General features: G+C 37.3%; 23 protein-coding genes. 11 read left to right on the top strand and 12 right to left on the bottom strand.

Annotated features, from left to right (window positions below):
• Window positions 1-3: 3 nt before the first annotated feature.
• Window positions 4-573, bottom strand: a complete 570-nt coding sequence (locus V2145_RS05740; protein WP_094912145.1) for a DUF2087 domain-containing protein — start codon at window positions 571-573, stop codon at window positions 4-6.
• A gap of 154 nt (window positions 574-727) precedes the next feature.
• Between V2145_RS05740 and V2145_RS05735 the strand changes: the two genes are divergently transcribed.
• Window positions 728-1243 carry a GNAT family N-acetyltransferase gene (locus V2145_RS05735; RefSeq protein WP_062686895.1) on the top strand — a complete coding sequence of 172 codons (516 nt, stop codon included), beginning with the start codon at window positions 728-730 and terminating at the stop codon, window positions 1241-1243.
• A gap of 61 nt (window positions 1244-1304) precedes the next feature.
• Here the strand turns inward: V2145_RS05735 and V2145_RS05730 are convergent, their stop codons facing one another.
• Window positions 1305-2837 (bottom strand): AbgT family transporter, encoded by a 1533-nt coding sequence (locus V2145_RS05730; RefSeq protein ID WP_330987395.1) that lies wholly within the window; start codon window positions 2835-2837, stop codon window positions 1305-1307.
• 224 nt (window positions 2838-3061) lie between these two features.
• On the opposite strand from V2145_RS05730, the gene V2145_RS05725 reads away from it, so the two are divergent.
• Complete coding sequence (locus V2145_RS05725; protein ID WP_330987394.1) at window positions 3062-3430, top strand: VOC family protein; 369 nt, start codon at window positions 3062-3064, stop codon at window positions 3428-3430.
• 37 nt (window positions 3431-3467) lie between these two features.
• Here the strand turns inward: V2145_RS05725 and brnQ are convergent, their stop codons facing one another.
• The 3 genes from brnQ to V2145_RS05710 all read right to left on the bottom strand — a co-directional run bounded on the left by brnQ (window position 3468) and on the right by V2145_RS05710 (window position 7354).
• Window positions 3468-4808, bottom strand: coding sequence for a branched-chain amino acid transport system II carrier protein (brnQ, locus tag V2145_RS05720; protein WP_311857350.1), 1341 nt, complete (start codon window positions 4806-4808; stop codon window positions 3468-3470).
• A 198-nt stretch (window positions 4809-5006) separates the two neighbouring features.
• Window positions 5007-6182, bottom strand: coding sequence for a methionine gamma-lyase (gene megL / locus V2145_RS05715; RefSeq protein ID WP_094912141.1), 1176 nt, complete (start codon window positions 6180-6182; stop codon window positions 5007-5009).
• Between the two features lie 119 nt (window positions 6183-6301).
• Window positions 6302-7354, bottom strand: a complete 1053-nt coding sequence (locus V2145_RS05710) for an NAD(P)/FAD-dependent oxidoreductase (protein WP_094912140.1) — start codon at window positions 7352-7354, stop codon at window positions 6302-6304.
• A gap of 184 nt (window positions 7355-7538) precedes the next feature.
• On the opposite strand from V2145_RS05710, the gene V2145_RS05705 reads away from it, so the two are divergent.
• The 5 genes from V2145_RS05705 to V2145_RS05685 all read left to right on the top strand — a co-directional run bounded on the left by V2145_RS05705 (window position 7539) and on the right by V2145_RS05685 (window position 11576).
• Window positions 7539-8321 carry an ABC transporter ATP-binding protein gene (locus V2145_RS05705; protein ID WP_330987393.1) on the top strand — a complete coding sequence of 261 codons (783 nt, stop codon included), beginning with the start codon at window positions 7539-7541 and terminating at the stop codon, window positions 8319-8321.
• A gap of 15 nt (window positions 8322-8336) precedes the next feature.
• Window positions 8337-9254 carry an iron-hydroxamate ABC transporter substrate-binding protein gene (locus tag V2145_RS05700; RefSeq protein WP_094912138.1) on the top strand — a complete coding sequence of 306 codons (918 nt, stop codon included), beginning with the start codon at window positions 8337-8339 and terminating at the stop codon, window positions 9252-9254.
• A 74-nt stretch (window positions 9255-9328) separates the two neighbouring features.
• Window positions 9329-10339, top strand: a complete 1011-nt coding sequence (locus V2145_RS05695; protein ID WP_094912137.1) for a FecCD family ABC transporter permease — start codon at window positions 9329-9331, stop codon at window positions 10337-10339.
• Entirely contained in the window at window positions 10336-11343 is a 1008-nt protein-coding gene (locus tag V2145_RS05690) for a FecCD family ABC transporter permease (protein ID WP_094912136.1), read from the top strand. The genes V2145_RS05695 and V2145_RS05690 overlap by 4 nt, the downstream gene beginning before the upstream one ends.
• Before the next feature lie 92 nt (window positions 11344-11435).
• On the top strand, window positions 11436-11576 hold the full coding sequence (locus V2145_RS05685; RefSeq protein WP_179289262.1) for a hypothetical protein: 141 nt from the start codon (window positions 11436-11438) through the stop codon (window positions 11574-11576).
• 45 nt (window positions 11577-11621) lie between these two features.
• On the opposite strand, the gene V2145_RS05680 is transcribed toward V2145_RS05685, so the two are convergent.
• Both V2145_RS05680 and V2145_RS05675 read right to left on the bottom strand, forming a co-directional pair.
• Complete coding sequence (locus tag V2145_RS05680; protein ID WP_094912135.1) at window positions 11622-11795, bottom strand: YfhD family protein; 174 nt, start codon at window positions 11793-11795, stop codon at window positions 11622-11624.
• A gap of 74 nt (window positions 11796-11869) precedes the next feature.
• Window positions 11870-12022 carry a YpzG family protein gene (locus V2145_RS05675; protein ID WP_078989514.1) on the bottom strand — a complete coding sequence of 51 codons (153 nt, stop codon included), beginning with the start codon at window positions 12020-12022 and terminating at the stop codon, window positions 11870-11872.
• A gap of 245 nt (window positions 12023-12267) precedes the next feature.
• Between V2145_RS05675 and rluF the strand changes: the two genes are divergently transcribed.
• Window positions 12268-12975: a 23S rRNA pseudouridine(2604) synthase RluF gene (gene rluF, locus V2145_RS05670; protein ID WP_035321142.1), complete on the top strand. Its 708-nt coding sequence runs from the start codon at window positions 12268-12270 to the stop codon at window positions 12973-12975.
• Window positions 12976-13259: 284 nt separating this feature from the next.
• Window positions 13260-14336 (top strand): DNA alkylation repair protein, encoded by a 1077-nt coding sequence (locus V2145_RS05665; RefSeq protein WP_094912134.1) that lies wholly within the window; start codon window positions 13260-13262, stop codon window positions 14334-14336.
• 32 nt (window positions 14337-14368) lie between these two features.
• Here V2145_RS05665 and V2145_RS05660 read toward each other — a convergent pair whose 3' ends face one another.
• The 4 genes from V2145_RS05660 to V2145_RS05645 form a co-directional block, all read right to left on the bottom strand.
• Window positions 14369-16795 carry an EAL domain-containing protein gene (locus V2145_RS05660; RefSeq protein WP_330987392.1) on the bottom strand — a complete coding sequence of 809 codons (2427 nt, stop codon included), beginning with the start codon at window positions 16793-16795 and terminating at the stop codon, window positions 14369-14371.
• 161 nt (window positions 16796-16956) lie between these two features.
• The gene (locus tag V2145_RS05655; RefSeq protein ID WP_094912132.1) at window positions 16957-17460 is read right to left on the bottom strand and encodes a GNAT family N-acetyltransferase; all 504 of its coding nucleotides are present in this window, start codon (window positions 17458-17460) and stop codon (window positions 16957-16959) included.
• 49 nt (window positions 17461-17509) lie between these two features.
• Window positions 17510-17770 (bottom strand): hypothetical protein, encoded by a 261-nt coding sequence (locus tag V2145_RS05650; RefSeq protein ID WP_397428334.1) that lies wholly within the window; start codon window positions 17768-17770, stop codon window positions 17510-17512.
• A 17-nt stretch (window positions 17771-17787) separates the two neighbouring features.
• Window positions 17788-18012: a hypothetical protein gene (locus V2145_RS05645; protein ID WP_094912131.1), complete on the bottom strand. Its 225-nt coding sequence runs from the start codon at window positions 18010-18012 to the stop codon at window positions 17788-17790.
• 168 nt (window positions 18013-18180) lie between these two features.
• On the opposite strand from V2145_RS05645, the gene V2145_RS05640 reads away from it, so the two are divergent.
• Window positions 18181-18885, top strand: coding sequence for an MBL fold metallo-hydrolase (locus tag V2145_RS05640; protein WP_094912130.1), 705 nt, complete (start codon window positions 18181-18183; stop codon window positions 18883-18885).
• Between the two features lie 16 nt (window positions 18886-18901).
• Window positions 18902-19468: a TetR/AcrR family transcriptional regulator gene (locus tag V2145_RS05635; protein ID WP_131888026.1), complete on the top strand. Its 567-nt coding sequence runs from the start codon at window positions 18902-18904 to the stop codon at window positions 19466-19468.
• 26 nt (window positions 19469-19494) lie between these two features.
• Here the strand turns inward: V2145_RS05635 and V2145_RS05630 are convergent, their stop codons facing one another.
• Window positions 19495-20661: a CapA family protein gene (locus V2145_RS05630; RefSeq protein WP_286175447.1), complete on the bottom strand. Its 1167-nt coding sequence runs from the start codon at window positions 20659-20661 to the stop codon at window positions 19495-19497.
• Between the last annotated feature and the right edge of the window lie 13 nt (window positions 20662-20674).

The raw sequence follows: 20674 nt of genomic DNA, 5'->3' as shown, positions 1-20674 counted from the left end.
AGCTTACATCTTACCCCATAGCTCTTTAGGGTTCATTTCATATTGATTATCTTTTCGATACATATAATGATTCATGATTAATTCACGCCTTAACGTTGCGTAATCATCATGAAACTTTTTTAAATACTCATTCAGTTCTTTTTCTTCATAAACAATTCCATACTTAAGATCACTGATAATCTTTTCAAGCACAACCATACGCTTTTTACGCTGTGCTGGTAAATTTGTCAGCTTTCCATCAGCAGTAAAAAAGGTCTTTAAAATTTTAAAACGATCATTTTCTTCCACTGTTTCAATCACCTCTTCATTTACAATCGTTAAAATAGCCGTTGCGCTTGCTTCTAGTGCTTTTACATTGAGATAAAAATAAATCGTATTTTTGTCTCTTCGTTCTTTAATCAGTCCAATATCTCGAAGCTTTGCCATGTGGTGCGTAATCGTTGGCGGTTTTAGTCCTAGCTTGCCTGCAATTGCTTGCCCGTTCAGGGGTCCTGACTTTAGTAAACTTAGAATACGAATTCGCGTCGGATCTCCCATTGTTTTATGAAAGTCCACAATACGTTTCAACTGCATATAAACACTCCTAGTTAGATATTTATCTAATTAGACTATAATCTAATTTATAGAATATTTAAAGTTATTTTTCAGAAAATACTAATCTTTTTTACAAAGAAATGGTGTATACTCTCACCATACACGGAATTTTTTTAGTCTAAGGAGAAATTTTATGCTATCTACTGTCGCTATTAAGCAAGTCACCACTACAGACGCAAAACAAGTTGTTGCTTTTTTAGTTAAAATGCGCAGTCAACTGTTTCCCATGCTGAATAAGGATGTCCTTTCTCCAGATTTAGCAAACTTTGAAATGCACTACTTACATAAAGAAAAAACAGCTTTCTTCGCTGCTTTTTCACCTACCAATGAAGTAATTGGAACCATTTGTGTTTATCCATATGACCGTCGTTTTAGTCACCTGAACGACTTTTATCCAGAAAACACAGCTGAAATTGTTAAGTGTTATGTTGACGAAAAGTATCGCCGCTGTGGAATTGGCAAACAGCTCTTTCAACAAGCACTGTCTTTTAGTCAAGGGACGTATGATGTCTTAAGCTTACACACTCACCCATTCCTTCCTGGCGGCTTTGCATTTTGGCAATCAAGGGGCTTTCACACACGCTTCACTGAAAAAGATGGGGTATGGGATACGATTTTTATGGACATGAAACTACTGCCAAGATCCTAATGGCATTATCTCCAAAATGCGGTGATGACAAATAAAAAAGTCGCTTTACACAGCGACTTTTTTATTTATTGATAAACATCTCAATCCCCGGCCCAATCGGAAGCCCAAAAAGATTCCAAATGAGAAAGAATAAAGTCCAGGCAACCAAAATGACTACGCTATACGGGAGCATTAATGAAATGAGAGAGCCAATTCCTGACCTTTTATCATAATCTTTCATTAATGCCAAGATAATTGGAAAATACGGATTTAATGGCGTAATAACATTAGTGGACGAATCGGCAATTCGGTAAGCCATTTGCACATATGCCGGATGATAATCAAGCAACATTAACATCGGGATAAAGATAGGAGCCATTAAAGCCCACTGGGCAGACCCGCTAAAGATAAATAAATTCAATACTGCAGTCAAAAAGATGAATCCGATGATAACAGGCAGTCCTGTTAGCCCAATTCCTGTTAGTATCTCAGCTCCACTTACAGCAATCCACGTACCAATGTTCGTCCAGTTAAAGTACGCAATAAACTGAGAAGCCGCAAAAATTAAGACGATAAAGCCTGCCATGTCTTTCATTGACTCTGCCATTAAGTTAGGAACATCGGAAATAGACTTTAGATTTCCTACTGTAAATCCATAAGCCATTCCAATTAACAGAAAGAAAATGAGCGTAATTGGTACAATACCATCTAAAAATGGACTTGGAATAATAGTACCTTCATCGCTTCTTAACAGCCCACTTTTTGGAACAGTCATCATAGCAATCATTCCTATGTAAAGAAACCCTACAATACCGGCATTTCGAAGCCCTTTGACTTCAAGGTTGGATACCTTTGACATCACAGATGCTTTATTCCCTTTGTACGTACCAAGTCTTGGCTCAATAATTTTTTCTGTTACAAGTCCACCGACAAGAACAACAAGCGCTACAGATGCCGCATTAAAAAACCAGTTATCAACAGGTGTTACCGTTGCCGTATCGCTCACCGTTTTCACTACTTCATTTGCAATTCCGGATAATAAAGCATCATTACCTGAAATGACCAAGTTAGCACTGAACCCTGCACCTACTCCCGCAAAGCCAGCTGCTAAACCAGCAAAAGGATGCCTTCCTAGCGTATAAAAAACGGTTGCCGCAAGCGGAGGAATAATGACAAACGCCGCATCTGCTGCTAAATTACCAAGCACTCCTGCAAAAACAATTGCGTATGTAATAACACTTTTAGGTGCATTTATAATAGTCTTTTTAATAAATGTTTCAATTAGTCCAACCTTATCAGCCACTCCGATACCAAGCATCATAGCTAGTACTAAACCAAGAGGCTGAAACTCTGTGAAATTGGATAGCATTGATGTAAAAATAAACTGAATCCCTTCTTTAGAAACCATATTTCTAATTGGAAGTTCTTCACCTGTTCCAGGATGGACAGTCGTTACGTCGAATACACTTACAGCCCATGAAACAATCATAATGCTCATCGCAAAAACAGCAAATAATACTGCGGGGTGTGGAAGTTTATTCCCAATCCTTTCAATAGAGTCTAATACCCTTACTATAATTCCTTTTTTCTCAACCTGATTTACTTCCGGATTCATAGCTGCCTTCCCTTCTATCGATGTTTTAGGAAAATTTCCATTTAAATTCCTTTTTAAAAGGGTAACACGAAAAGAAAACAGAAATCAATAAATTTTCTAAAAAATTAGTCTTTTCATAAGAATTTCTTATTATTGTGCGCTACTTTTTCTTTCTACTACACAATAGAACTATCCACTATACTAAATTATAGAAGAAAGAAGTGAGTTTAAATGGAGGCGATTCATTGGTTTATTCTCTTAAACGCATTGATCACGTTCAGCTTGCTGCTCCACCTAATAGTGAAAATGAAGCCCGGCGTTTTTTTCATGAACTTCTTGGTTTTCAAGAAGTTCAAAAACCGACTGAACTTCAAAAAAATGGTGGAGTATGGTTTACACTCAACAACTGTGAACTTCATATTGGAATTGAACAAACATTTATACCTGCCCAAAAAGCACACCCTGCTTTTGAAGTTGAAAATTTATTTGCTTTGAAAAAGCACCTTACAACTCATCACGTTCCCTTTATCCAAGATGAAAAGTTACCAAACGCTAACCGCATTTATGTAAATGATCCTTTTGGTAATCGCTTGGAGTTTTTAGAGTGGGTGTAACAGAAAAAGCATGCTCTTCAGCATGCTCTTTTCATTTCTATTTACTTGGTCTATTTAAAACTGTTCCCGCTCGTAGCAATACAACAACATATCCCACGATGCCCCCAATGATGGCTGGAACAACCCATCCTAGCCCCACATCATATAGAGGTAATAATTGTGTAAAAGCTGAATCTACAGCCTGCATTTTCACCCCAGCAGCACCCAATCCATCAAATAAACTTACAATGAATGTTAAAAGTAAGCTTCCTTGGTATACAACAGGATGTCCTTTAAATAAAGGATGCAAAAATGTAAGCACAATAAGTACAATGGCAAGTGGATAAATAGCCGTTAGTACTGGTACAGAAACTGCAATTAGCTGTGTTAAACCGATATTAGCAACAAGTGCACTAAAGGCAGATAGAATAACAGCAATTGCTTTATAGCTAACTTTAGGAAATAGCTGGTGAAAAAAAGTAGAACAAGCAATGATTAGTCCAATGCTTGTTGTTAAGCATGCTACGGTAATCATAATACCTAGAAACACGCCTCCAAATGAACCAAAATAATAATTTGATACGCTAGCGAGCACAGACCCACCATTATCTAAATAGCCTAACTCAGATACGCTTGCTGCTCCCATGTAAGCAAGAGCAGTATAAAAAACGCCTAATACTGTCGCTGTGATAAGAGTTGCTGCTCCGCATACCGCAATGATTTGCTTCCTAGTCGTAGCCCCTTTATCACGGATAGCATTAATAATCATAATACCGAATACAAATGAAGCTAGCGTATCCATCGTTAGATATCCCTCTTGAAAGCCTTTGAAGAATGAATTGGTTTCATACGCTTCTAGAGGAGCTCTAAATTCACCGATTGGAGCTACAATCGCTACAACAACTAAAATACCAATAGAACCAATTTTAACAGGTGTTAACACCTTTCCAATAATATCGACAATCTTTCCTGGCTTAAGTGAAAAGAAGCACGCAAGCCCAAAGAAAATAATGGTGAAAATTAATAGAGGTAAGCCTCCTACGCTTTCTGATAAAAACGGCTTAACGCCAATTTCATAAGAAACTGTTCCCGCTCGAGGGATTGCAAAAAGTGGACCGATAGCTAAATAAAGGATAATCGTAAACACAAGACCAAAAACAGGGTGTGCTCGACTAGCTAAAGATTGCAAATCATCTTTGCCTGAAAACCCAAGGGCCATTACCCCGATTAAAGGAAGACCTACCCCTGTAAGTAAAAAACCAGCATTTGCGGACCATAAATTAGTACCAGCTGATTGACCAAGCATAGCTGGAAAAATTAAATTTCCCGCTCCAAAAAATAGAGCGAATAACATAAGACCAATTACAACAATAAATGAAAATGGTATTTTATTTGACAACTAAAACCCTCCGTATTTCTTGGTTGAAATTACTTTCCGAAAATATTTTTCAGAATAATTTAAAAACGTTCATTAGAAGCATGTACACCATTATAACTAGTGAATATGTATATTTCAACATAACTTTTTATTTTGAGAACAAAATTCTTGACAAAACAAAAAAGACCCTATTAAAAAGGTCTTTTCCTCCTTACATAATTAGCTAATTTTATCAAGTGCATTTTCTAAGTCTTTCCATATATCTTCCCAAAATTCTAAGCCTACAGATAGGCGCAATAGCTTGTTTGATATGCCCATTTCCTTTCTGATACCTTCAGGAACAACCGCGTGCGTCATTGAAGCAGGGTGTTGAATTAAAGTTTCTGTATCACCTAAGCTAACTGCAATGGAGATTAGGCTTAATTCATTCATAAACTCCTTCACAGATTCCTCTGATCCATTCAATTCAAAGGCTAACACCCCTCCGCTCCTTTCCATTTGTTTTTCTAATCTCCCTTTTATTTCTGGATAATATACCGTTTTTACTTTTGGATGTATTTTCAGCTTTTCAACAATTTTCTCTGCATTTTCACAATGTCGATCCACTCTAACAGGCAAGGTTTTTAAACCTCTAATTAATAGCCACGCATCAAAAGGTGCAAGAATTCCACCAATATCTTTTTGAACAGTCTTTCTTATGCTTTGAATCAGGCTTGCTTCTCCAACCATTACGCCTGCCACAACATCACCATGCCCACCAATATATTTAGTGGCGCTGTGTATAACAAGGTCACATCCAAGAGTTAACGGCTTTTGCAAATATGGCGTTAAAAATGTATTATCAACGATAACTGGAACTCCATGTTCTTTTGCTACTGACACTAAAAGGGTTAAATCAATGACCTGCATAGTAGGATTAATCGGTGTTTCAATATAAATGCACGCGGTTTTATCAGTAATGCTAGCTTTGATTTCTTCTACTGTTAGAAAGGTTGAAAAAGAATGTGTAATGCCATATTTTTCATTTAATAGCTCCAATAAACCAAACGTACAGCCGTAAAGACCTTTTGAACAAAGAATATGATCTCCAGCCTTTGTTAAACCAATTAAAGCTGCAGATACAGCAGCCATTCCTGAACTAAATGCTAGCGCTTCTTCACCTTCTTCCAGCTCTGCCATTCGACTTTCAAACTCTGCTACGGTGGGATTTGCTAATCTTGAATAGACATATCCACTCTCTTCTCCCGCAAAACGCCTTGCTCCTTGGTTTAAGCTTGAAAAGGTAAAAGTGGATGTTTGATATAGCGGTGTAGCAAGGCTGTCATGATGCATGCTTGATTCATATTTGCCATGAACCGCTTTTGTTTCAAATTTATATTTCTCTGTGTTCGCCATTCCCTTCATCTCCCTACTAATTGTAAGCGCTTACTTATAAAATTATATGAAATTGTCTAGTAGTTTGTCACGATACAATTACACGAAAAAAAGGTGGCTACTATATATGTAGCCACCTCTTACGCTTGTAACATTTGCTTTACTAGCTCTCTATTGCGCTTTTTGAACACTTCGTTATGAGAAGAAACCATTGCGACTTTATTAGCATTAGGCTCAATAAACAGCTTTGCCCGATTTACAGCGTTTGCTGCATCTTGAAACGCACCGGCAATTAAGTTTACTTTTCCTTCATGCTGCAAAATATCGCCTGCTGCATATAAGCCGGGCACAGTTGTTTCGCTTGACGAGTTTCCCGCAATATAGTAGTCATGAATCATTTCAATTGAAAGCTCACTGTTCTGAAGTAATGATGTGTCTCGCTCGTACCCATGATTAATGATTACTTCGTCAATTGGTAAATATGTAACTTCTCCAGTTAAATGATTGATAAGCTCCACTTTAGCAATTTTTTCACTGTTTCCATCAGCTATTAACTTGCTAATTGATGTATTTAACATACAAGTTGCAGAACTATTCATTAACTGGGTCACCTGTGACTCATGACCAGATAAACAGTCTTTTCGGTATGTTAAGTACACTTTTTTCGCCACAGGCTCTAATTCATTAGCCCAGTCAATGGCTGAATTTCCTCCTCCCGAAACAATTACGACTTTATCTTTAAAGCGTTGCAGTGATTTTACAGTATAATTTAAATTTGAAATCTCAAAACGCTCTGCTCCTTCAATTTCTAACTTTTGCGGATTCAAAATCCCGCCACCTACCGCTATGATTACTGTTTTAGATTGATGTATTTCGCCCGAAGAACCCATTAATAAAAAATGTCCCTCATTATTTCGAGAGATAGATTCAATTTTCTCGTTTAATACAACTGTTGGATCAAACGTTAATCCTTGAGCTACAAGCTGCTCAATTAATTGGGCTCCAGGAGTCGGGGTTAAACCTCCCACGTCCCATATCATTTTCTCGGGATAAACGTGGACTTTCCCTCCTAAACGAGGCTGAAATTCAATTAATTTCGTTTTCATTTCACGAAGCCCACTATAAAAGGTAGAGTATAGCCCAGCTGGTCCACCGCCAATTACGGTTACATCATAAAGCTCTGAGTTTTTCACGATTCGCTCACTCCTAGTAATCATCATTGATTATCATTCTCATTTAAATATACATCTTTTTAATTGAATTGACAAATAAAATAATGATTGACAGAACTCAAACAGACTATTATAGTAAAAATGAATTAGAAATGATAATCATTATCACCATTCTAATTAACACTTTTGCACTGGAGGTTTCGCCATGGTTCGCCTACATACAGAAGAGCTTAACATTGGATATGGTGAACGGGTAATCGTAAAAAATTTGAGTGTTCAAATTCCTGATAAAAAAATCACCACTATTATTGGTTCAAATGGCTGTGGAAAGTCAACGCTGTTGAAAGCTATTACACGCTTAATTCCTCATCAATCTGGCACCGTATTATTAGACGGATCTAGTATTGCAAAAGAAAATACGAAAGAGCTTGCAAAGAAAATAGCAATCCTTCCTCAGTCTCCTGAAAGCGCCAACGGACTCACCGTAGGAGAGCTCGTATCTTATGGACGATTCCCTTATCAAAAAGGTTTTGGTCGCTTAACAAAGAAAGATTACGAAGTTATTGACTGGGCACTTGAAGTAACAGGAACACTAGACTATAAGTACCGTCCTGTTGATGCCTTATCCGGTGGCCAGCGTCAGCGCGTTTGGATTGCAATGGCATTAGCTCAGGAAACTGATATAATCTTTTTAGACGAACCCACTACTTATCTCGATATGGCGCATCAGCTTGAAGTACTTGAGCTTTTACAGAAACTCAACAAAGAGCAAGAGCGCACTGTTATCATGGTTTTGCATGATTTAAACCAAGCTGCTCGCTTTGCAGATTACATTATCGCAATGAAAGATGGCGAAATTATAAAAGCGGGTACGTGCGAAGAGGTCATGCAGCAAGACGTTTTAAAGGAAGTCTTCCAAATCGATGCTGAAATTGGACGAGATCCTAGAACAAATAAACCGATGTGTATTACGTATAATTTACTATAGAAGGAGACTAGCAACATGAAAAAATTATTACTTCCCTTTATGCTTTTACTCGTGCTCATTATTAGCGCTTGCGGTAACGCAAACGAAAGTCAAGGTGATGAAGCAAAAGATAAAAAATCAGATACTGTTACATATGAATCTGAAAATGGACCAATTGAAGTTCCTGCTGATCCTAAGCGCGTAGTTGTTCTTGCTTCATTTGTTGGAAACGTTTTAGCTTTAGATACAAACGTAGTTGGAGTAGATTCATGGTCAAAAGACAATCCTCGCTTTAAAGACCAGCTAAAAGATGCGGAAGTTGTAACAGAAGACGACTTAGAAAAAATCATTGAATTAAACCCAGATTTAATCATTGGTTTATCTACAACAAAGAACATTGATAAACTACAAGAAATTGCTCCAACCGTTACGTATACGTATGGAAAAGTAGATTATTTAACTCAGCACTTAGAAATTGGTAAAGCTTTAAACAAAGAAACAGAAGCTCAAACATGGATTGATGATTTCAAAGCTGATGCAAAAGCAGCTGGTAAAGATATTAAAGCAAAAATTGGTGAAGATGCAACTGTTTCAGTTATTGAAAACTTTGACAAGCAACTCTATGTATTCGGTGATAATTGGGCACGTGGTACAGAAATTTTATATCAAGAAATGGAATTAAAAATGCCTGAAAAAGTAAAAGAAATGGCATTAAAAGATGGTTACTATGCAATTTCACCAGAGGTTCTTTCTGATTATGCTGGTGACTACGTAATCTTCAGTAAAAATGCAGATGGAGATACGTCATTCCAAGAAACGGATACGTACAAAAACATTCCTGCTGTAAAGAATAATCAACTGTTTGAAGCAAATGCAAAAGAGTTTTATTTTAATGATCCAATTTCATTAGAATATCAATTAAACTTCTTTAAAGAAAAATTCTTACAGCAGTAATACAATCATAAAAAGGAATTCTTACTTTAAGAATTCCTTTTGCTTTATTCTATAAAAGAAAAGATGAGAGGCTCATGACAACGAACAAAAAACCATTTATTCCCTTTATATTCAAACTCATTATTGGATTTTTAATCTTTATTGGAATGTTTATTATTTCAATGGTCTTTGGAGCAGCTGATATTTCTGTCAAAGATGTTTGGTTAGCGCTTATTTCAACTAGTACAAATGATCAAATCTTAATTATTCGCGAACTTCGCCTTCCTCGAGAAGTAGCGGCCATTTTTGTAGGTATCGCTCTTTCAGTATCAGGTGGCATCATGCAAGGAATGACAAGGAATCCACTTGCAGATCCTGGTTTACTTGGATTAACAGCGGGTGCTAAAGCTGCGCTTGCTCTTACAATTGCTCTCATTCCATCTGCTAACTATTTTTGGATTATGATTGCATGTTTTATTGGAGCTGGTGTTGGTGCTGGGCTGGTATTTGGAATTGGCTCTTTAAAAAGAGGCGGATTTTCTCCTCTTCGCATTGTATTAGCTGGTGCGGCAGTTTCCACTTTCCTATACGCAATCGCCGATGGAATTGGCATTTACTTTAATATTTCAAAAGATGTGTCTATGTGGACTTCCGGTGGACTTACTTTAACATCTTGGAATCAATTATCGATTGTAATTCCATTTATTATAGTAGGTACACTTATCGCACTTGCCCTTTCTAGACAGCTGACCATCCTTAGCTTAAGTGATGAGGTAGCAACAGGGCTAGGACAGCACACAACTAAGATTAAAGTCATTTTGTTTGGAGTCATTGTATTGTTAGCTGGTGCATCGGTTGCTTTAGCTGGTAACCTTGTTTTTATTGGTTTGATGATTCCTCATATCGTAAGGGCAATTGTAGGAACAGATTACCGGTTTATCATCCCGATGTCTGTACTTATTGGATCATCCTTCATGTTATTTGCGGATACGCTAGCACGTACAATTAACGCTCCGTACGAAACATCTATTATTGCAGTTGTATCAATGATTGGCCTCCCTTTCTTTTTGTTTATTATTAAAAAAGGAGGTCACGCAATCCGATGATCCATCCTACACTACGAAAAAAACAGCTATTTATTTTATTTTTACTAACAGCTCTTATTTTGCTAACAGTTGCTGTTAGTATGGGATTAGGCTATGCGGCTTTACCCTTTGACCGCTTGCTTCCGACTCTATTTGGACAAGGTACGTTTAAAGAAGAATTTATCTTATTTTCAATCCGTCTGCCTCGTATCGTTATTACTTTACTAGCTGGTATGGCGCTTGCTTTATCAGGAGCTATCTTACAAAGCATTACTCGAAATGATTTAGCAGAGCCAGGTATTATCGGCATTAATTCAGGTGCTGGAGTAGGTGTGGCTTTATTTTTCTTATTCTTTCCAATTGATCCTGGCTCATTTGTATATATGATTCCCTTTGTTGGATTTATTGGAGCAATTATGACAGCAGCCTTGATTTATGCATTTGCCTACGAAAAAAATGTAGGCCTCGCCCCTACTAAGTTAGTTCTAACTGGCGTTGGATTTTCCATGGCTCTATCGGGAGCGATGATTGTCTTAATCTCTTCCGCTGAACGTCAAAAGGTTGACTTTATTGCAAAATGGTTAGCCGGAAACATCTGGGGGGCAGACTGGCCGTTTGTTCTAGCTCTTTTGCCTTGGCTAATTGTGTTAATCCCTTTTGTTTTATACAAAGCTAACAGACTTAATATTTTATCACTCAATGAGCATACGGCCATCGGTGTTGGAATCTCTATTGAAAAAGAACGAATTACACTATTACTTGCCGCTGTAGCCCTTGCAGCTTCTGCAGTATCTGTAACGGGTGGAATTGCATTTATTGGATTAATAGCCCCTCACCTTGCTAAAAGCCTTGTAGGACCGAGAAACCAGCTATTTATTCCTGTTGCTATTTTAATGGGTGGCTTTTTCCTTTTAGTAGCTGATACAATTGGGCGTAACTTGCTGACTTCTGAAGGGATTCCAGCTGGAATTATTGTCGCATTGATTGGTGCACCATATTTCATTTATCTACTTTTGAGAAAATAAAAGACTTCCATCTGGGAGTCTTTTTTATTTTAGGCTGATATTTTATTGAGTTTTAGAAAAGCTAAAAGTGTAATCGAAAGGCGGTGATTTTATTGTCTAAGAAAAAATTAACTCCCTCACAAGAAGTAGATCAATCGAAGCTAGTTGATGATAAAGCAGCTAAGCTTAGAGAGAACGGAAATGAAGCGGAACATGCTCACCAAAAAACACTTGGTGGTGCACAAGGAGAATAACTAAGTGACGATTAAATAGCTGCCAAACGGCAGCTATTTTATTTATTAATGACTTTGACGTTCATCCGCAGCTTTTGCACGTTCTTGAGCTTTTAAATCCGCTTGATCAAGCTCGCTTGAAAACTCTTCGTAGACACCATCGGAGTGACCTGGCTTTTTCATAATTTGAGAAGAGAAATATTTAGCTTTTTCCGCTTCTACACGACTTTTTTGATTCATTGTTTATCATCCCTCCACTTTCACTGAATTAACAAAAGGCGCTATGTGCGCCTTTTGCATAGAGAATAGCATCCTTACCAACGATGCGCTTTCGCGTTACTTCGCAAAATAATGTTTGTTTGTGACATTTGAGTATGTCCATTTACCTGCGATTTCGAGCGCTTTGGTCTTGTCCAGTTGTGGCTAAAAAGTTCTGAGTGCGGATCTAATTGATCTTTATAACTCATTCTTATCACCTCAAAGTTAGGATACTTACCTTTAACGAGAAAGCCTCGCTTGGCACCTCACTTATTAGCATGGCTAAATGTACATAAAGCATGCTAACAGTTTTCTCCATCCTTTTTTCACTGTTAAAAACAGATGAAATTTGTTAATAATAAAAAGAACAACTAATGACGGAATTCCCTTGGCATGATAAGATATTAAGGCATTACTTTAAAGTAAAATGAATGAAGATATGGATGTGATGAAACTGCGAGTTAATAAATTCATTAGCGAATCTGGGAAAGCTTCTAGACGCGGTGCAGATAAATTAATTAGCGAAGGTCGCGTAACCATTAATGGTAAGAAAGCAAAGATTGGTGACCAAGTATATCCTGGCGATGATGTACGAGTAAGTGGAGAACAGCTTCGTATTGCTCGTAATAACGTATATATTGCTTTAAATAAGCCAGTTGGTATTACAAGTACAAGCGAGAAGAAAGTAAAGGGAAACATCATTGACCTTGTCAACCATCCGCTACGTATTCACCACGTAGGACGATTGGATAAAGATTCAGATGGCCTTATTCTTTTAACAAATGATAATGACATTATAAACGAAATTCTACGTGCAGAAAATCAGCATGAAAAAGAGTATGTGGTATCTGTAGACAAGCCTATCACTCCGGAATTTGTTAAAAACATGTCAGAGGGTGTACATATTTTAGGAACAAAAACACTGCCGTGTAAAGTAACACAGTTGTCGAAATATGAATTTCAAATCATTTTAACCCAAGGGCTTAACCGTCAAATTCGTCGCATGTGTGAAGTGCTAGGTTACCAGGTATTACGCCTACAGCGTACACGTATTATGAATATCCACTTAAATAATTTACCGGTTGGTCAATGGCGTGATTTAACAAAAAAAGAGCGTAACCAGCTGTTTAAAGAATTAAACTATGAACCCAAAGAGTGGTAATTAGCAGAGAAATTCTCTGCTTTTTTTATGCCCTCGACGGGATTCGAACCCGCACTCCTTTCGTAAGCTTAGGTTCGGGGGAACACGCTTCCCTACGGAGTTTCACCAACAGGAATTTCACCCGTTTCAGCTTATTTTGCTTTTCGGTGCTTCTGAAACCCTTACCTTGCGACCCGGTGGCTACAATGTTTTCCGGCGCTCTTCCCTTCTGAGCTACGAGGGCGTTTATTTTAAGAATACTGTCTCTACCTTACTTTATCAATTTATATAGAAGAGGTGTACCAATGGCTGAGCAAAGAAATATCTACAATAAACATTTTGTTAACAAGCTGGCCTATTCGATAAAAGCAGCTTATTCTTCGTTTCCAAAAGATGCTTTTGTATCAAGTGTCTTTCATAAAGAGTGGGACAATCAATCATTAAAAGACAGAATGAGGCACATTACTATAATGCTACATAAGCATTTAGCTTTAGATTATCAGGGAGCACTTGCTGTTTTATATAAAGTTGCCCCTGAATTTAAGGGACAGCTGGCAGGAATTATTTTTCCAGACTATGTAGAACAGTATGGTTTGAATGAATGGAATACATCAATGGAAGCACTTGCTGTTTTCACGACTTATTCTACTTCCGAGTTTGCAGTGCGACCCTTTTTACTGAAAGATCAAAAGCGTATGATGAAACAATTTTTGACGTGGTCCACCCATAAAAATGAACATGTTCGTCGCCTTGCTAGTGAAGGTTGTCGTCCTCGCCTTCCTTGGGGAATATCCATTGTGTCCTTTAAAAAAGATCCAACTCCAATTTTTCCAGTGTTAAATAACTTACTTCAAGACCCTTCTTTATACGTACGTAAAAGCGTCGCAAATAATTTAAATGATATTTCTAAAACGCATTCTCATCTTCTTTTAGATTTTACTGAGGCTAACCTTAATACGCATCCACATACGGATTGGATTTTAAAGCATGCATGTCGAACGCTATTGAAGAACGGTCACCCTAAGGCTCTACACCTTTTTGGCTTTAATCAAAGTCATCAAGTGACTATCTCAAATTTTCAACTTTCAGCTAATGAAGTGATAGTTGGAAATTCTTTAACGTTTCAATTTGATCTATATGGCGAAATAGAAGAGAAAATCCGTATTGAATATGCAGTAGACTATGTAAAGTCAAGGGGTAATCGCACAAGAAAAGTGTTTAAGCTAGCAGAATTCCAAGTCAAAAAGCATTTATCTAAACACTATGAAAGAAAGCTTTCCTTTAAAGATTTATCTACGCGTAAACACTATAGCGGCTTACATACTTTAACGTTACTTGTAAATGGCATTGAGATGAAATCTCTTGATTTTCATCTGCAATAAAACCTCCCTTTTCAAGGGAGGTTCTTTACTTGTTAGGATACTGTTTGCCTTTTATGAAATTGCTCTGAGAGTTCAGCTGGAGTAATCGGTCGACTAAAAAGATATCCTTGTGCTTCATCACAGTGCTTTTGACGTAAAAAGCTTAACTGTTCTTCCGTTTCTACACCTTCAGCAATTACTTTCAAATCCATATTATTAGCCATATTTATAATTGTCTCGACTAAAGCGGCATCTTTTGAGTTTTCAAAGATATTTTTTGTAAAGGACTGATCGATTTTCAGCGTATCGATTGGAAATAACTTTAAATAACTAAGAGAAGAATAGCCTGTTCCAAAGTCATCAATTGATAGGTGAATCCCCATTTTTTTTAACTCATGCATCGTTTTAATTGCATGCTTTGAGTCTTGAATGATACTTTCGGTTAGTTCAAGCTCAAGATACTCAGGGGCTAATCTACTTTCCTCTAGCGTTTGTTTTACCATCTGAACAAGGTTTGTTTGCTGAAACTGCCTCGAAGAGATGTTTACTGACATTCGCAGGGGAATATTATATTCCTCCTGCCATTCCTTATTTTGACGACAAGCTTCTTCAAGAACCCACTTTCCGATTGGAATAATAAGCCCTGTTTCTTCAGCTATGGGAATGAATTCGCCTGGAGAAATGTGTCCCCACTCCGGGTGTTGCCAACGTACAAGTGCTTCTACTCCAATTGTATTTCCTGTTAAGATATCAACTTGAGGCTGGTAGTGTAGCACAAACTCTTTCCTCTCTAGCGCTTTTCTCATTCCAATTTCAAGCTTCATCTTTGTTGAGACGATTTCATTCATATCAGGTGTGTAAAACTGAAAATTATTCTTCCCTTGTTCTTTTGCACGATACATAGCCGTGTCTGCATTTTTAATTAATGACTCAATATTTCGTCCATCGGTTGGATAACATGAGATTCCAATCGATGGTGTGATAAATATTTCATGTTCGTTAACAATGAATGACTCGCTAAACGCTTCTAACAAATGTTTTGCGAGCTTTGCAATACTATCACTTGTTGTATTCGGTAATACAATAATAAATTCATCTCCGCCTTGACGGCTAAGCGTATCTATTTTGTCTAAAAGTTTTTTCATCCTCGACGCTGCGTGAATTAAAAGTTCATCTCCCACAGCATGACCTAACGTATCGTTGACATACTTAAAGCGATCTAAATCAATAAACATTACGCCGATTATATACTTGTTAATGACTGCTTGATCAATAGCTTGGGTTAAGCGGTCATTTAATAAATGGCGATTCGGCAATCCTGTTAGAGGGTCTAAATAGACCATTTCATTTATTTTATCTGCTGCTTGCTTTCGCTCTGTAATATCTCGAATAATACTACTGAAATATGTTTGTTCATCTTCCTGCCAGCTTGCTAAAGAAAGCTCGATTGGAAATTCTATGTCTCTTTTTTTGACCCCTACTAGTTCAACCGTTTTCCCAATGACTTGCGGTGATTTGCTTTTTAAATAACGCTTCATTCCATCTGCATGGGCTTGTTGAAAACGAGGTGGAATAATAAGTCTAAGGTTTTGCCCCAACGCTTCACTTTCCTTATAGCCAAACATATGCTCAGCACCTTTATTCCAGGAAATAATTGTCCCATATGCATCTGATAAAACAATAGCATCCATCGCGGATTCAATAACGGACCGAAACTTACGCTCAGATTGAAGTGTTTGCGATTCAAACTTGCGATCAATTAACGTGCTAATTAAGGTAATACCTAATATCAGCAATGTACTAATCCCAATCGAATAAGCTAAAATCACATGATTTAAAGACGACGTAATCAGCTGATAATCATGAGTATGGGTAAAAGTTGCCGCGGCCATTCCCGTATAGTGCATCCCTGAAATAGCTGCTCCCATGATTAGTGCGCTTAACCCCTTTTGCCACCAAAAATGAGGCTTGCCTTCATTTATCCGCGCATAGCATAATAAGCGTATTGCTACAACAGAAGCAATAAAAGCAATGATAACGGATAGAATCCATAGCAAAGGATCATAGATAATTTCCGCCGCCATATCCATCGCTTCCATCCCAATATAATGCATCGCTGAAATACCTGCTGCAACCACAGCTCCGCCAATAATAACTTGTCTAGTACTGACGTTTTTTTGACCAACTATATAAAGCGCTAAACCAGACGCTATTACAGCTGGCAAGATGGACAAAACAACAACTAATAGCTTATAACTCACAGGAATACTTAGATGAAATGCAAGCATTGCAATAAAGTGCATGGACCATATGCCACCGCCCATTGCAAATCCTCCTGCTGTTAGCCAAAGCCACTTTGACATCCCTTTTGCTTTGTATATACGTGCGCCAATATTTAATGCTGCAAATGAGTCAATAATAGCAATGATAATTGACAGTATAACCAACGGCAGAGAATATGTACTTGAAACGATATCCATAAGTCTTATACTTCCTCCTATATCATCATGTTGTTATAGAAACAGATGAGAGTTAAAATACGTCGGAATCGTCTCTTTCATAAAATAAAGCGATTTTTGACACTATATATATCGACAAAAACAAAAGATTTTTAAGCTCTTCATGGATTTAGCAGAGAAACTCATTGGCTCCATTTATAATAAATGAAAGACAAAGAAGGATTGGCTGCACTGTTATTCTCTACACTTTTTTGAGCTAAAAACCCATTCTTCTCCAATACTTTCTGTGAAGCAACGTTTGTCACTGTTGTCTTAGCTTGCAGGGATTTTACCTGCTTGCGTGCTACTAGCTTATCTAAAAGTAATCTTACTGCCTCTGTTGCAATTTTTTGACCAACATGTTCTTCTCCAATGCGATAACCTAGCTTTCCCGCTTCATCATGAATATCAACTACATTGATTCGTCCAATAATACCATGATGCTCATCTTTTATCAGATAAAATAAGGAACCTGTTTGCTCCTGTTCAAGCACAAGCGCACGCATCCTTTCATGAAATCCACTTTGTGAATAATAGTCTTCACCTCTAGAGGGAACATGCTGTTCAAAATACGTACGGTTGATGACTTCAAACTGATATAAAGCTTCTTCATCTTTCATAGATAAAAGCTTTAAACACAACTTCATTTCCACTCACTCCTAAAAAAGAGAAATGTAGCTCCATGCCACATTCCTCTCAACTCGTTGGTCCTTCAATAATTGAATACTTGGTGAAATAAGCACCAGCTAACAGCAATATAATTGTAAGAGCTACGCTTACCACACCTAAAAACTGAAACCAATACGCCGCTAACTGCCATAAAGCAATCAGAGAAAAGCAAATGGGAGTTAACGCACTTTTAATTCCTTTTAACCCTAGTTTCTTTCTCTTTTGGACAACGTATAGATTTGAAACTAATAAACCAGCAATAACAACAGTTGTAAAGATAAATTCCAAAGTTCTCCTCTCCTTTTCTATGCATGTTTCTTTACGCTATGCTCATACAGCTTTTCTACAATAGCTCCCATAGCTATCCCTATGACAAATGGCATAATTGATCCAACACTTATCTCAAAACCCTTATCATCATTCATATATTCATAGTTAAAGCGAAGAATTGATATTGAAAATAGCTCTCCTATTAGCATTAATAAACTAGTTGTAAAAATAAATGTTCCAAACGTTATAAGAAATTTCATTCCGCACCCCTTTTCCTATAATTATCCATTTTATATGAATTAATTAATTTTGTGTAGGTCTTTAGGAAGAAATATTTACCTTAATACTTGAAAATCTGAGAACAAACTAATATTATTAGTTTTATAGCTAATATTATTAGTTTATTCTTGATGGGAGCTGATAAATAGATGAAAGTAACTCAATTTGATACGCTTTATCAATTAACTTTTTTTCCGAACTTATTCCCTATTAATTGCTACATTATTGAAGAAGAAACTGAACTAACACTTATTGATACAGGATTGGCTTCACATGGTCCAAAAATAATTGAAGTCATTAAATCCCTTTCTAAACCCCTGACAACTATCTTACTAACTCATGGTCATGACGATCATGTTGGATCCGTAGATATACTAAAAAAAGAGTTTCCTGACGCTCAGCTCTGTATATCTGCTCGAGATTCTCTTTTACTCAATGGAGATAAACGCTTGCTAGATGATGAAGGGATGCTGCCTATTAAGGGGGGAATATCAACCAAAATAAAAAGTTCTCCAGACCGCTTACTCTATGAACAAAATACCGTTGGCTCTTTAAAAGTTATCTCAAGCCCCGGGCATACTCCTGGCTCTATCTCTTTATTTGATGAGCGAAATCGCTTTTTAATTGCAGGAGATGCTTTTCAAACAAAAGGTGGGATAGCCGTTGCGGGAACGCTAAAGCTTACATTTCCTTTTCCTGCATTTGCAACGTGGGATAAAAATCGGTCACTTAATAGTGCTAAACAGTTAGCATCTTTACACCCAAAGCTTCTAGCTGTCGGACATGGTACATGCATAACAGATCCATATGAAGCCATGATGAAAGCGATTCAAAGAGCTGAAAATACATTTTAAAATAGGAGGACACCTCATGTCACCTCGTGCAGGTATTAACTTATCTACTATACTGCAAGCTTCATTATCACTAATAACTGAAGAAGGACATGATAATTTAACTCTTGGAAAGTTAGCAAAATCATTAAATATTAAGACTCCTTCTTTATATAATCATATTGCCAATCTAGCAGATTTGCGACAGCGCCTTGCAATTTATGGACTACAACAATTATATAAAGTAATGGCTGAAGCAGCGATTGGTCAATCTGGTGAAAGAGCTATTCTCTCTCTTAGCTTTGCTTACGTAAATTTTGCGAGACAATCTCCCGGTTTGTATGAGGCAATGTTTCGCGTTTCAAACCCTGATGACCCAGAGCTTAAAACTCATCAAGAAGCCGTTGTGCAGATTGTGACTAAGTCAATGGATGCTTATTCTATCGATAAAGTTACTAAAATTCACCTTGTACGTGGATTAAGAAGCTTACTCCATGGCTTTACCTTTATTGAACAACAGCGAGGATTTCAGCTAGACCTCGATGCTAACACTAGCCTAACTGTCATGATTCAAACATTTATAAACGGATTTTCAAATATAAAATAAGCTGATACCAACGTATCAGCTTTTTCTTATTCTCCGCCTTCATAAACAAGCCAGTTTGAATCTGTAATTTGAGCAGATAAATTAATAATTTTATTTTTCACTCGACTTGCTTCAGCTCCTTGTAAAGGTGCTGGCTGATAGTTATTTCTTGATGCTACGGATGAAATGCTAAATGGAATAACCTGAATTTCCTTTTTATTCGTTAGCTCTCCGCCTTTCAAATGAAACGTTTGCTGAAAAACAAACGTATCTTTATCACTTGGATTGCGATTTCCACCAAACATAAAGTTTCCTAGGCTATATACAATGAACTTTCCCTTATACTCTTCAATGCCTTGAACAACATGTGGATGATGTCCTAGAATTAAGTCTGCACCGTTATCGATCGTGTAGCGAGCTAGCTCTTGCTGAGTTTGTGTTGGCACAGGACTTTTTTCAATACCCCAATGGTAATGTACAATAACAATCTCTGCACCTTCTTTGCGCAAGCGCTTTATGCCAGCCTTGACTTCTTTTTTGGCTGTTTCCACATTTGAATCCCAACCTTCATACCCAAGTGCACCAATCTTAACACCCTTAACCTCTGTTATGTACTCGTTATCATAACCAAAGTAACCGATATCATTTTCATCTAATGTTTTCATCGTATCCTCATACCCTTGATCTAGATAATCAAAAATATGATTATTTGCCAAGTTTACAGCTTCAATATTTCCTAACTTTAAGATATTAACGTAGGACGGATCTCCTTTAAAACGAAAGGTTTTGGCTGCTTTTTGCGTCGAGTTAGTTAGCGTTGTTTCAAGATTAACTGTCGTAAAGTCATCGTTTTCAAATAAGTCTTTAATATGTTCTACAAAATACGGTAATCCATTTTTATCTGCTTCATGCGGAAACGACTGTTGATATGGAAAACTTTCGTCTGTACCAAGTGTAAAGTCTCCCGCTGCACTAATTTTAATCGTTGTTTCTTTTTCATTCTTGACGGATGCTGCTTTTTTCTCTTTTACTTCTTCTTTTTGCTCTTTTTTAGGTTGTTCTGTTTCCGTCGAAGCAACATTTTTACTGACAGGTTCTGAACGATTCATATTGGTAATAACAAAGTAACCCATAAGTAACAAAGCTAGAATAGTAAAAACCCCTCTTTTTTTCATCCGCCGATACTTTTGTTTTCTCCCTGTTCTTTCTTCCATCTGACCGATTCCC

This window comes from Priestia sp. GS2 (assembly GCF_036409025.1).
GTDB lineage: Bacteria > Bacillota > Bacilli > Bacillales > Bacillaceae_H > Priestia > Priestia aryabhattai_A.
Note: the sequence above shows the minus strand (reverse complement) of the source record. Positions and strands in the feature narration are given on the sequence as shown.

Excerpts from the sequence above, each read along its gene's own strand:
- V2145_RS05740 (WP_094912145.1), bottom strand. The coding sequence starts at position 573 with ATGCAGTTGAAACGTATTGTGGACTTTCATAAAACAATGGGAGATCCG.
- V2145_RS05735 (WP_062686895.1), top strand. The coding sequence starts at position 728 with ATGCTATCTACTGTCGCTATTAAGCAAGTCACCACTACAGACGCAAAA.
- V2145_RS05730 (WP_330987395.1), bottom strand. The coding sequence starts at position 2,837 with ATGAATCCGGAAGTAAATCAGGTTGAGAAAAAAGGAATTATAGTAAGG.
- megL (WP_094912141.1), bottom strand. The coding sequence starts at position 6,182 with ATGGCGAACACAGAGAAATATAAATTTGAAACAAAAGCGGTTCATGGC.
- V2145_RS05705 (WP_330987393.1), top strand. The coding sequence starts at position 7,539 with ATGGTTCGCCTACATACAGAAGAGCTTAACATTGGATATGGTGAACGG.
- V2145_RS05700 (WP_094912138.1), top strand. The coding sequence starts at position 8,337 with ATGAAAAAATTATTACTTCCCTTTATGCTTTTACTCGTGCTCATTATT.
- V2145_RS05695 (WP_094912137.1), top strand. The coding sequence starts at position 9,329 with ATGACAACGAACAAAAAACCATTTATTCCCTTTATATTCAAACTCATT.
- V2145_RS05690 (WP_094912136.1), top strand. The coding sequence starts at position 10,336 with ATGATCCATCCTACACTACGAAAAAAACAGCTATTTATTTTATTTTTA.
- V2145_RS05680 (WP_094912135.1), bottom strand. The coding sequence starts at position 11,795 with ATGAATCAAAAAAGTCGTGTAGAAGCGGAAAAAGCTAAATATTTCTCT.
- V2145_RS05675 (WP_078989514.1), bottom strand. The coding sequence starts at position 12,022 with ATGAGTTATAAAGATCAATTAGATCCGCACTCAGAACTTTTTAGCCAC.
- V2145_RS05665 (WP_094912134.1), top strand. The coding sequence starts at position 13,260 with ATGGCTGAGCAAAGAAATATCTACAATAAACATTTTGTTAACAAGCTG.
- V2145_RS05660 (WP_330987392.1), bottom strand. The coding sequence starts at position 16,795 with ATGGATATCGTTTCAAGTACATATTCTCTGCCGTTGGTTATACTGTCA.
- V2145_RS05655 (WP_094912132.1), bottom strand. The coding sequence starts at position 17,460 with ATGAAGTTGTGTTTAAAGCTTTTATCTATGAAAGATGAAGAAGCTTTA.
- V2145_RS05645 (WP_094912131.1), bottom strand. The coding sequence starts at position 18,012 with ATGAAATTTCTTATAACGTTTGGAACATTTATTTTTACAACTAGTTTA.
- V2145_RS05640 (WP_094912130.1), top strand. The coding sequence starts at position 18,181 with ATGAAAGTAACTCAATTTGATACGCTTTATCAATTAACTTTTTTTCCG.
- V2145_RS05635 (WP_131888026.1), top strand. The coding sequence starts at position 18,902 with ATGTCACCTCGTGCAGGTATTAACTTATCTACTATACTGCAAGCTTCA.
- V2145_RS05630 (WP_286175447.1), bottom strand. The coding sequence starts at position 20,661 with ATGGAAGAAAGAACAGGGAGAAAACAAAAGTATCGGCGGATGAAAAAA.